This window comes from Sutterella megalosphaeroides, from assembly GCF_003609995.1.
Taxonomy (GTDB): Bacteria; Pseudomonadota; Gammaproteobacteria; order Burkholderiales; family Burkholderiaceae_F; genus Sutterella; species Sutterella megalosphaeroides.
In genome coordinates this window covers 1280585-1292667 of sequence record NZ_AP018786.1, presented here as the reverse complement: position 1 = coordinate 1292667, position 12083 = coordinate 1280585, and the positions used below count along the sequence as shown (strand labels likewise).

The 12083-nt window shown below is 62.9% G+C and carries 7 protein-coding genes; 3 read left to right on the top strand and 4 right to left on the bottom strand.

What is annotated here, in order from left to right:
* The first annotated feature begins 219 nt into the window (after positions 1-219).
* Positions 220-1194, top strand: coding sequence for a LysR family transcriptional regulator (locus tag S6FBBBH3_RS05490; protein WP_120176791.1), 975 nt, complete (start codon positions 220-222; stop codon positions 1192-1194).
* Positions 1195-1607: 413 nt separating this feature from the next.
* On the opposite strand, the gene tilS is transcribed toward S6FBBBH3_RS05490, so the two are convergent.
* Positions 1608-4160: a tRNA lysidine(34) synthetase TilS gene (gene tilS / locus S6FBBBH3_RS05485; RefSeq protein ID WP_232008842.1), complete on the bottom strand. Its 2553-nt coding sequence runs from the start codon at positions 4158-4160 to the stop codon at positions 1608-1610.
* A 400-nt stretch (positions 4161-4560) separates the two neighbouring features.
* Here tilS and S6FBBBH3_RS05480 point away from each other — a divergent pair, with 400 nt between their 5' ends.
* Complete coding sequence (locus S6FBBBH3_RS05480; RefSeq protein ID WP_120176790.1) at positions 4561-6231, top strand: HAL/PAL/TAL family ammonia-lyase; 1671 nt, start codon at positions 4561-4563, stop codon at positions 6229-6231.
* 242 nt (positions 6232-6473) lie between these two features.
* On the top strand, positions 6474-8225 hold the full coding sequence (locus tag S6FBBBH3_RS05475) for a C69 family dipeptidase (protein WP_120176789.1): 1752 nt from the start codon (positions 6474-6476) through the stop codon (positions 8223-8225).
* A gap of 119 nt (positions 8226-8344) precedes the next feature.
* Here the strand turns inward: S6FBBBH3_RS05475 and dcuC are convergent, their stop codons facing one another.
* The 3 genes from dcuC to S6FBBBH3_RS05460 form a co-directional block, all read right to left on the bottom strand.
* Positions 8345-9625 (bottom strand): C4-dicarboxylate transporter DcuC, encoded by a 1281-nt coding sequence (dcuC, locus tag S6FBBBH3_RS05470; protein ID WP_120176788.1) that lies wholly within the window; start codon positions 9623-9625, stop codon positions 8345-8347.
* Positions 9626-9911: 286 nt separating this feature from the next.
* Entirely contained in the window at positions 9912-10493 is a 582-nt protein-coding gene (locus tag S6FBBBH3_RS05465; protein ID WP_120176787.1) for a hypothetical protein, read from the bottom strand.
* Between the two features lie 320 nt (positions 10494-10813).
* Positions 10814-12070: a M20/M25/M40 family metallo-hydrolase gene (locus tag S6FBBBH3_RS05460; RefSeq protein ID WP_120176786.1), complete on the bottom strand. Its 1257-nt coding sequence runs from the start codon at positions 12068-12070 to the stop codon at positions 10814-10816.
* Positions 12071-12083: the final 13 nt, after the last annotated feature.

Genomic DNA, 12083 nt, shown 5'->3' with positions numbered 1-12083 from the left:
TCAATGCGGCTCCTCGAAGACGATGAATGCGTATTTTGAGAAACGGTCGACGCGCGGGGCGGAGCGCGAAACCCGCGAAAGAATCCGCAGGCGCTCGGACGCCCCGAAGGCGTCGCCTCGTTTTCTCAACGACCTCAATGCTAGACTTTCGTACGACAATGAACCATTCCGACCTTCCCGCCTTTCGGGAACGGTCGGAGAAAGAATTTTCTTCACGAAATGAAAAACGGCATCACCGAAGAGCTCCTCGTTTTTCTCACGACCTTGGCCGAACTGCGTCACCTCGGCCAAACCGCGCAGCGGCTCGGGATCAGCGGCCCGAGCGCGAGCCGCCTTCTTGCCGAAGCACGCACGGTCTTTCGCGACGACCTCTTCGTGCAGCACGGGCACGGTCTCACGCCCACGCATCGCGCGCTCCTTTTGGCCGAACGCGCCGAGCACGTGCTCGAAGACATGCGCGCCCTGACGGTCGACGCGGTCTTTGCGCCCGCACGGCTCGATCGGGTCTTTCGCGGAGCGTGCCTCGACAACGCCTTCCCGATGCTCGTCGAACCGATGCTTTCGACCTTCCATGAAGCGGCCCCGAAGGCGGGGCTCGCTTTTCGCACGCACTGCGAAACGACGCTCGCGCATCTGAGAGCCGGGGACCTCGATTTTGCGCTTTTTCCCGCCGCGAACCTTCCCGACGAGTTCGAACACATGCCGCTCGTCAAAACCCCCTACGTGCACCTCGTGCGCCCGGGTCACCCGCTCGAAACGCTTCTTGAAAGCGGCACCGACGACTGGCGTGCGGAAGCAGCCCGCTACCGACGGATTCAGATCGTCGTTCATCCCGACACGGATTCGACGGCGGAAGGGACGCCCGGCCCCGCCGTCATTCCCGCATCGACCTCGGGCACGACCCTCTGGACGGAATCCTGGATTTCGGCCTACTTCCTGATGCTCAAAACGGATGCGGTACTCACCTTCCCGTGGCGGACCGCGCAAAACCTGGCAACGCTCCTTCCCGTCGTGGTGCTCGGGCGCGCGTCGAGCGTTCCGTCCCTTGAACCTTCCCTCATCTGGCACCGCCGAAGCAGTGCGGATCCCGCCTTCGTCTGGCTGAGGAGCCTCTTTTGGACCCATGTACGAAAGGGCGAGAAGGAGTTGAGACTCGACGAGATCCGCACGGGACGAATCGGGCCGCAGTCGTAAGGCCTCTCCGGAGGGAGTGTTCCCGGAACTCCCGGGCGCACCTCGCTGCGAGATACGGGAACGATCCGACCGGTTTTGAAGGTTTTCGAAGGGCAACGATTTCGCGCCGGATCCCCGGCCCGCCGGGGTTTGAGGCGCATCGCCCCTTCAAAATCCCCTCAAAAGCATCACGAGAAAGCGACGGGAGCAAAATACAGTGAAAAGCTCACCTGCCGCCCGTTCTCGGGACGCGGCGGGCTTCTGAGGAAAGAAAGCGTTCCCCGTCTCGGGAACGGATGAAATTTTGCGGCGGATCGGGAGAGCAAAATACAGAAACAGAGCCTCAAAACCGACACCCAAGCCCGGAAACGACGTCGCCCGCCGGGAGTATCGGGCGGGCGACGGAGATAGGCGGGTGGCAGCGCGTCGGCGTATCAGCCCTGACGGCGGAGGGCCGCGGTCTTCTTGCGGCGTTCCGTCGCTTCCGACTTCAGTTCCTGAACGAGGCGCGTGCGTTCTTCGTCGGAGAGGTCGGCGAAATTGCCGACGGCGTTTTTGCCGAGCACCATCGATTCGCGCTCGAAGACGAAGCGGTAGCGCTGAGGATTCGTCGCGGGGTCGTCCGTCGCATTGAGGTTCATCCCGAGCCCCGCCGCGAAGATCACGTCGCCGTCCAAACGGATGAGCGGCAGGTCCGCGCGGTCGAACGCGGGAATGTCCGCTTCGGCGTAAAGAGCCTTCAAGGTCTTCGTCGGACGATTGACCCAGAGTTTGAGCTTTTCGCCGCCGCGACGGGAACGCACTTCGAGGAGCCCCTCTTCGAGACGCAGGCGCGAGACCCCCGGCTCCGTCCCCTTGCATTTGATCACCTTGAGGGTGCCGCCCCAGATGCCGAGGTTGATGTCGTCGCCCGTCCACACGAGCATCGCGTCGCGGTCGGGGTCGCTCCGGCTTTCGTTCACGGCGTCGCGCACGACGAGGTCGCTCCCCCAACGGCGCACTTCCTTGCGACCGAGTCGCAACGCAAATGCGTCGTCGCTGTGCGTTTCGCGAATCTGACGAAGCGCTTCCGTCAAGCGCGCCTTCGAGGGAGCCTTCAACCCCCACTGTGCGAACCACGCACGAAGGCACCAGGCCTGTCGGGCGGGAATGAGCTCAAGCAGGCGGAAGATGTTGAGCGCACGGGGGTCTTTTTCCGAGCGGCACCGTTCGAGGTCGGTTTCGGCAACGCTTCGGAGCACGTCGACCGTTTCCGCGATGAGTTCGACGCTGCGCGCCGCCGCATGGCGAAAGCCCGGGCGGAGCGATTCGAGCATCGGAATCACTTCGTGGCGGACGCGATTGCGCGAGAAGCGCAAATCGTCGTTCGACTCGTCTTCGACCCACTTGAGGCGCTGCGAACGCGCGTAGCGTTCGATGTCGGCGCGAAGCACCGAGCTCCAGGGACGAAGGAGAGTCACGGGAACGTTCGCGTTGCCGTTCTCGCCAGGTTGCAGCGGGAAAGAGCCCGGCCGCCCCAGGTCGCGCGTCTTCGGGAAGGCGGCGAGCCCCTCGGGACCCGCACCGCGCATCCACTGCAAAAGGAACGTTTCGATACGGTCGTCTTCGTGGTGTGCCGTGAGAATGATGTCGTGCCCCGAAGAGCGCGCAAAGCGCACAAGCGCACGATAGCGCGCGTCGCGGGCGGCGGATTCGAGGCCGTCCCCTTTGGCATTCACGCGCACGCGAAGCGCTTCGAAGCGAAGGCCCCGCTTTTCGCATTCGGCGCGGCAGTGCGCCTCCCAGGCGTCCGCATTGGGCGATAGGCCGTGATTGACGTAGACCCCCGTCACCATGGAAACGAGCGCCTGATCGCGCTGCCTGTACAGGCGCGCGACGATGTCGAGAAGCGCCATCGAGTCGCGCCCGCCCGAGAGCGCCACGATGACGCGCACGGGATTGAGCGGTACCAACACGAACTCTTCCGTGTTGCGCCCGACGAGTTCGTCGGCGGCTTCCTCGAGCGCACCGCGCACGAGTCCGAGAAGGCGTGCGGCGAGAGGCGTTTGCTTTGCCTTCGGGTTGCGACGCGCTTCGAATTCGCGCACGCGGCGCTTGAATTCCTTTTCTTCCTGCGCGAGTCGAATGGCCTTGTCGACGAGTTCGATGTCGGGAAGTTTTGCGGGCTCCGTCACGGGCAACGTGGGATCGGGCTTTTGCAGAGAAAAACCGAAGGGCGGAATATGCTCGAAATCGATGTCGTCGATGTTGCCGATCGTCGAATCGGGCGCCTTGGCGGCTTCGGCAATGAGAGCGCGCAGGTCGTCGGCAACCGGGGAGCGCTGCATGCCGAAGGGGGACGGCCGATGGACGGGCGCCTCCTCGTCGGCGGCAGCAGCCACCGCGTCGGGCGAAGGCACGAGCCCGGGCACCTCGACTTCGCGGGAGGTGTCGGTCGCATCGGTCTTCAAAACTTTGCTCGCTTCGGCGGCTTCGGGAGCCGCGGAGAGTTCGGCGGTGTCGGTTCCCGGAGCGGTTTCCTCAACGGGCTCAACGGGTTCGACGGACGCGGCCGGTTCGGTCGCTTCAGCGGTCTTCTGCTCGGCAAAGGCCGGAACGAAAGGCGGCACGAACGGGACGTCGGGATCGGTCGGGATTTCGCCGCGCGCTTCGAGCGCCTGCCACTCGGCCGTGATGCGCTCCATCTCGGCAAGTTGCGCGGCAAGTTCCGCCGCGCGACGTTCTTCTTCGGTGAGGGGCGCGGTTGCTTCAGCCGTCGCTTCGGCCGTCGTCGGCTTTTCGGTCACGGACTCAACGGGCGTAGTGGGCGCAGCGGGCATACGAGCAGCGTCGGCTTTTTTCGTCGCCACCGCTTTCTTCGACTTCTTTTCGGGCGACGAAGGCGTCCCGGTCGACTTCTCCGTGCTGCGGATTCGCCGGGGAGTCTTTCGGGCGGGTTCGGACGTCTTGTCGACGTCGGGCTTCCAGAGGGGTTTCTTCGTGGTCACGCTCGAAATCCTTCGCGCAATAAGAATGGGTTCAACGTACGTCCGTCGTTCGGGCACCCGACGGGAATGACGAATTATCGCATTTTCACGGCGGAGCGGCGGGCGCGGCTCGGAACGGGAAGCCGAACGGGAAAGACGCCCGACAGCGTCGTCGGGATTCCTCCGCATCGATCCTCAGAGGCCGGTGACGGATGCGTATGCCGAATCGCTATCGGAAATCGTAACAATCTCAACCGTATTTAACCCAATAGCTCAAAGACTGTTCCACAGGTAGCATGAATTTATACGGTTGGGGTAAAGAGTGACGCTTGTAAGGAGCGATCACACCGCGAAACATCGCACCCGCCGTGACCACACCACCTTTGCAGCTCTTTCTCTTGTGACCAATTTGGAGAACCCGATGAACCGCCGCCATTTCTTCCCGCTCACTCTTGTTGCCGTCCTGGCGATCAGTGCCGCAGCGACCAATGCCGCCGAGCACGTGCTCGACGGGCGCACGCTCACGGTTGACGAGCTCTGGGCAATTTCCGCTCCGGGCGAAACCGTCAAAATTTCCGACGAAGGCACGAAGCGCCTGCGTGCGGGCTACAAGGCGCCGATCATCGCGGCCGAAGACGGGCGCGACATTTACGGTCTGACCGTCAATTACGGCGCTCTCAAGGAAAAGCGCGTCACGGACGGCGAAAAGGGAAAAGCGGGCGTTGAGGACGAACCCAACCGTAGCGCTTCGATCGCCTTCAACGAACGGCAAATGCGCATTCAGGCGGCGGGCTTTGAACCTTTCCTTCCCAAGCGCACCGCCAAGATGGCCATGGTGATCCGCCTCAACCAGATGGCGGCGGGCTACACCGCGATGAGCGAAGATGCCGCGCGCGCCTATGCCGAGTACGTCAACAACGATGTGACGCCTCTCATTCCCTCGAAGGGTTCCGAAGGCGCGAACGACCTGAGCTTTGCCACCCATATCGGACTTGCGCTCATGGGCGAATGGGACGTCATGTGGAAGGGCGAACGCCGCAAGGCTTCGGACGTCCGCAAAGAGCTCGGCCTGAAGCCCTTCCATCCGTTCGGGCTTGACGGCATTTCGATCCTCTCAAATTCGAACGTCAGCGAAGCGCAGGCCGTCACGGCCGTGAAGAAGGTCGAGCAACTGCTCAATTTCAATGCGAAACTCGTCGCGACAAGCCTTGAAGCCCTGAACGGCAACGTCACCCCCTTCCTCTGGCATACGGTCGAAACGAAAGGCTGGCCGATGCAGCACGAAGCGTCCGAAGCCATTCTCGGGAACCTCAAGGGGTCGTACCTCTGGGAAAAGGACGAAAAGCGCTACCTTCAAGACCCGCTCTCCTTCCGAAGCGCGGGCTACATCCTTGCCGCCGCCATGGAAGAAGTCGATCAGGCGAAGGCGTTGCTCACGACCGCGATCAACCATACGACCGACAATCCGATCGTCAATACGGAAGTCAAGGCCGACCGCTGGTATTCGAAGCTTCCCGCCGTCGTAATGAACGAAGCCGGTTCGCCCACCGCGCACGTCAACTCCTGCGCCAACTTCGACAACACGCAGCTTGCGCTTCAGTTGGAAAGCGTCGGTCGCGCGCTCGCCCAGGTGATGCACGCTTCCGCCTGGCGTACGACCCAGTTGGTTGACAGCCACCGCACGCAGCTCCCGACCTACCTCGTTGCTCCTGAAAACAAGGGCGGCGACGGGTTTGCGAACATCGCGCAGTCGATGTCGGGTATCTATGCGGAAGGCATGGCACTCACGAACAGCGTCATGGGTTACGGCGTGCCGACCTCGATCGGGATCGAAGAAACCTTCTCCAACGTGAACGTCGTCGCAGACCGCCTCGATCGCCTCTCCGAATGCACGGCCGGTGTCTTCGCCTACGAAATTCTCCACACGACCCAGGCCATGGACATCCGCACCCGTACGGAAAAGCGCACTCTGGGCGAAGGCACGTCGAAGCTCCTCGCCTCCTACCGCACGGTAGTACCGTACGTCGATCATGACCGCATCTTCACGACGGATCTTCAGCGTTCGCTCGAATGGGTCCTCGATCAAAAATAATAAGTCGCTCGACACAAATCTCTCCTAACCGAAAAACCCCGGTCGCGTTCGTCGCTGACGGGGTTTTTTGGGTTTTACGGTCGGGCGCCCCGAGAACAAAACACAGGACGAAACGAGCGGATTGAACGGTCTGAACGGGTTTCCTCTCAAGCCGTTTCGCCGAATTCCCGATAGCATGGAACGATTGAGGAGCGCCGGATCCCTTCGGCCAACATCCACCATGCAAAGGAGCCATCAGACCCATGTGCACCACCGTCATTGTCGGGAAGAACGTATCCAAGACCGGCCGCGTCATCGTCGGTCACAACGAAGACGCGGGCGGCCGCACGCTGCACCAACAGTTCTACTGCCCGGCCGGGCACCACGCTCCGGGCGAAACGGTGACGGCCGAACCCGGTCGAGCCGCCGTCCCGCAGGCAAGCGAAACGCTCGCCACCTACTGGTCGAACATGCTCGAGCCGGGGAAGGGCTCGTCTTTCGACCAGGGCTTCGCCAACGAAGCAGGCCTTGTCATCTGCTCGAACGGCGGCGGCACGAGCTTTGACGGCGACCTCGAAGACGAGTCGAGCCTCGCTCTCAAGAACGGAGGCGTCGGCTTTCTCGTTCGCCGTCTCATGGCCGAGCGCGCCCGCACTCCGCGCGAAGCCGTCATGATCTGCAAGGCGCTCGTCGAGGAATACGGCTACTGGAGCCCGGCGCGCAACTACACGGTCGCGAACAAGGATGAGGCCTGGTGCATCAACATCGTCAAGGGTCACCACTTCGTCGCGAAGCGCGTCCCCGACGACAAGGTGATGCTCATCTCGAACATGCTCGCCATCCGTCACGTCGACCTGAACGACAAAGAAAACGTGATCGCAAGCGACGATCTGATCGAGTATGCCATCAAAATGGGGCGCTACACGCCGAAGACCCCGGGCGACTACGGCGACTTCGACTTTGCGGCCGCCTACCAGAGCGACGAAAACCGTCACGCGCCGACGAAGTCGCACCGCATGCGTCTCGGCTGGCTCGACATTGCAGGGGTCTGGTGCGCGGACGAACTCCATTACCCCGAACTCCTCTCCCCCAAGGAGCCCATGGGCGTGCAGGACGTCATGCGCGTCCTTCGCATCACGAATCCCGAAACCTACGCCACGCGCGGCGACGGGCGCGCGGACGCCTTCCACGTAAGCGCCGTTGACATTTCCCGCTCGCACACCCGCGAGAGCTGGATCGCGAACATCGCCGAAGAGCCGCTCGAAACCGTCATGTGGCGATGCTCGAGCTATCAGGACACGGGCGTCTACGTTCCTTGGTTCCCCATGGCGGGCGCGATCCCCGAGGGCTACCGGTGGATGGACCTCGAAACCGCCCGCAAGGAACACTTCGCGGTACGCCCCGAAAGCATTTCGCTCGACTTCTCGCGCAGCTACTGGACCTACGCCGTTCTGGGCGAACTCGTGAACTTCAACCGCGGGCTCTTTGCGGGCGTGCACGCCGAGCGCGACGCGCTCGAAGCGTACTTCCGCGAAGAGCTCGGGAAGTTGCGCGCCGAACTCCCCGGGATGGATGCGGAAACGAAGCGCGCCGCGCTCGGGCGCTTCACGTGCGAAATGTGCGCCGAAGCGGACCGCCGCTACCGCACGATCCTCGCCGACATCAATCGCTTTGAGGCGCATGCGAGCCGAAGCGAACTGAGCGTCTCGGACGAAGAAGCCACGGTGAAACTCACCCTGAAGGTCCCCGCGGGCATGGCGATGCGCGTTCCCGACGCGAAGTCGATCCTCTGGAGCGTGGGCTTCTCCACTTCGAAACCGGGCGTCAACGATCCCGCTGCGCCCCTCGCGATGCACCGCGTTGAAACGCCCTCGGGCGCGGAATGGGTCTTCACCTTCCGCGCGCACGACGCGGCGAAGTTCGGCATTGCGGGCGTCACGGCCGACACGTACCTGCGCGGCGTCATCGACCATCAGCGCTTCGTCGCGATGATTCCCGTGACGTTTGTTGCATAAGAACGTCCGTCATTGAAAGGCCGAGGGCCGCCGACATACCGTCGGGCGGCCCTTTTCCTTTTGGAAAAGCCCGAGCGCCGAAGCGTGCCCGGGCTTCTCTCGAGCGCGTTGAGCGCAGCTCAACTGATCATGTAGAGCACGATGAGCGTACCGATGTTGGCGATCGCGGTGCGCTTCACGACGTCAAGGGGCGACACGTTCGCGATGCCGGCGATCACGATCATGCCCGCGGCGATCGGCGAGGTGACGCGACCCAAGGTGGCGGAGACGATGGCGAGGTAGCCGAGGTCGGGAATGGTGAGACCGAATTCGGGCGCGTGCACCGTCACGGCTTCGTTGAAGGCAAACGCGGCCGCGTCGCCCGAGCCCGTCATGATCCCGAGTACGAGCGGGCCCACGGCGGCGCCGATTTTGGCGATTTCGGACGAGCCTTTGAGGTATTCGACGAAAAGGTCGATCACGCCGCAGGTGCGAAGACCCGCCGCGAAGACGCCCGCCGCGATGATGAGACCGAGAATGTTGCCGTAGCCGCGCCCCATGCCGTCGAAGAACTTCTTCATGACGTCCGCGGGGTCGGAACGGGTGACGGCGAGCGTGTAGAGCATGCCGATCAGCATGGCGGTCGCAACGCTCATCTTGAGTTCGGGCCAGGTGAGCGACACGACGAAGAGGATCACCACCGGAAGGAGCGGAGCGAGCGCCCAGAGAACCTTCGGATTTTCTGGAAGTTCGGAGGCTTCCGCCTGCTTCACGAGTGCGCCTTCGTTGTTTTCGTGAAAGCCCTCTTTCTTGAAGTCGCCGTAGAGAAAGCACACGAGCACCATCAGTGCGATGCATACGACCGAGATGATCGCGGTGCGCGGTGCCGTGTACGTGATGAAGTCCATGACGGGAACATCCGCAAGTTTCGCGACGAACCCGTTGTGGGACGACCCCGGCGAAACGAAGCTCGGAAGGGTCGAGGCCACTACGGTTGCCGCCGCCACGGCCGGACGAAAGCCCGCGCGGATCATAAGAGCCACCATGGTGGGACCGATCGCGGCACAAAGACCCGCGAGCGAGCTGATCGCAATCGAGCAAACGCCCGTCACGACCATGGTGCAGGGAAGAAGCAGAATGCCCAACTTGTTGAGCGGCTTCGTCAGGAGGCTCACGAGGTGCAGGTCGCACTTCGTCAGCGTCATGACCGCCGCAAAACCCATCGAGGAGCAGATCACGATGATGAGCGAGCCGTTCGTCATCGACTTGTCAAACTGCTGGAAGGCGGCGTAGGGATCGAGCGAAAGGAGCGTCATCAAAAGGCCGGAGGTGAGCAGCACCAACCGGGTCTCGTAACGCTTGATGAGCGCCCACACCGTCCCGATCACGACGATGAGTGCGCCCCACATGGCGAAAGTCATGGGTTTCTCCTGAATTGGGGGTTTTGCGGGGAGCATCGACGCATACGTTCGCGGGCTCGGAAGCCCGATCACGAAGCGCGCGATTTATCGATTCTAGGCCGAGCCTAAGACGAAAACCCCATGGAGAAACCCTAGGAGCAAGATGCAGCCGGCGAAACCTCCGGTGTCGCCGCAACAGAAAAAAGAACGCCCCCGAGAGCGTCGAGGGCGAGGATTGCGGCAACGCAGCCGTCGAGTCCGTTTCGATCGAAAATCGACCGACGACCGACCGGAGAGCGACCTACGCTCAATCGTGCGTCGAAAGGCCGAACTTCGTGTCGAGCGTGCGGGCGATCGAGCGGTAGGCAAGCCCCACGGCCGAAAGGGCGACCTCGAGTTCGAGCTCGGTCGGCTTGCGACCGATCGGAAGGCGCGACTGCGATTCAACGATCGTTCGCACGAGTTGACGGAGTTCGCCGAAGACGTGATAGAAGGCGTAGCGGCCGCCCCGTTCGTTCGCAACGGGCATCCGGGCCATGCCCGACATCATCTTCAAAAGGAGCGGCACACAGAAGAGGTTCACAAGTTCGCTCTCGCGCGCGAAGTCCTCCTGCACAACCGAGAGTGCCTCCTGGAAGCACTGCGCTTCGTCCCGGGAGAGCCAGCCGTTCTGGTACCGATCGAGCAGATAGTCGAGGTACATCGCGCAGACGGCGCCCGCGCTCATCGCGTCGACCACGTCGTCGAAGGCCGCGCTCGTCACGGCACCCGTTTCGTCGACGGGCACGCGCATTTCGTAGGAGTCGAGGAGAATGGCTTCGACGAGCGGACGAATATCCTCGACGCGTTCTTCGAAATCGTTGGCAATGATGCTGGCGTAAGTGGACATGATCTGTGAGATGGGATTGACCGCTTCGCGGGTGTCTCGGGATCGCAACGCCCGTCTCGGCGAGGGGCGCGCGGTGCGGCGAAAAACGCACGCGTCGGCCGCGAATTGTAGAGGACCGGGCCGGAGCGCGCAAATACGGGCGAAATCGAACGCGGCACTCGGGCAAAGCGAGTGGCCGGCCGTCCCGCTTTCGCGGCGCCCTCCGCTCCTCGCTCGAACCGAAAAAAGTCCCCGCCTTCCGAAAAAGACGGGGACGTGTCGCTCGGGCGCCTTCAGGGCACCCGAAGCGCCTGAGGCGCCTCAAGCACCTCAACGGAGAATCAGAGCGCGGCCTTCACTTCGTCGCGGATGCCCACGAGGGCGAGCGCGATGAGGGTGGCGAGCTGCGGACCCTTTTCCATGTCGGTCGAGTCGAAGAATTCCTTCAGGCTGTGTTCGAGATTCGTGACGCCGCCCGTACCGATGCAGACGGCCGGGATGTTGATCGACATCGGCATGTTGGCGTCGGTCGAGGAGGGACGGCACTGCTTGACTTCGATACCCATCGTCGCCATGGCGGCAAGAGCCGCCTGGACGGCCGGGCAGTTGTCGGGACGAAGCCCCGCGGGGCGGTTGCCGATCTGAGTCTTCACGAGCTTCAACTGATGGGCGGCGTCCGCCTTGGGCCAGTGGGCGTTTTCGAGTTCGACCGCCTTTTCGAAGGCGGCGAGCACCGTTTCTTCCAGCTTCGCGAGTTCCTGAACGTCAACGCTACGCAGGTCGACGTCGACCGAGCACTTCGCGGCGATCGTGTTCACCGTGGTGCCGCCCTTGATCGTACCGATCGTGTACGTGGTCTTGGGGGTTTCGGGAAGATCGAGGTCCGCAATGAGCGCACCGGCGCGGCACATCGCGTGAATGGCCGACGGGACGTGACCGTAGTCGAGGTAGGAGTGACCGCCCTCGCCCTCGATCGAGAGACGCCAGCGATGTGCGCCCGTCGCGCCGTTCTGCAGCGTATTGACGTCCGCCATGTCGAGCGCCATAAAACCGTCGATCTTGCGCGAACCGTCGAAGAGAGCCTTCGCGCCGCGGATGTCGCCGTTCCCTTCTTCGCCGACCGTGCCGACGAAGAGGATGTCGCCTTCGGTGCGGATGCCCGCCCCTTCGAGGGCGCGCAGGACCTGGAGCATCGAGCGGATGCCCGAGGCGTTGTCACCGATCCCCGGGCCGTAGTAGAGGTTCCCTTCGCGGCGGACCTTGAGGTCGGTACCCGCGGGGAAGACCGTGTCGAGGTGAGCGGCGATCGCGAGCGTCGGGCCCGAGCCCGTCCCCGGACGACGACCGACGACGTTCCCCGAGGGATCCATCACGACGTCCGTGAGGCCGTAAGAACGCATGAGTTCCATCACCGCTTCGCCGCGCACCTTTTCGGCAAAGGTGGGCGACTCGATTTCGGCAATCTTCACCTGCTCGGCCATGGCTTCGGCGACCTGCTCCTTGCAGATCGTCATCGCACGGGCAACGTCGTCGCGGGCCGCAAGGCCGCGCACGCGCTCAAGCATCGCTTCTTCAATCTCGGGGACGCGATCCGTCATGATCAATTTGCTC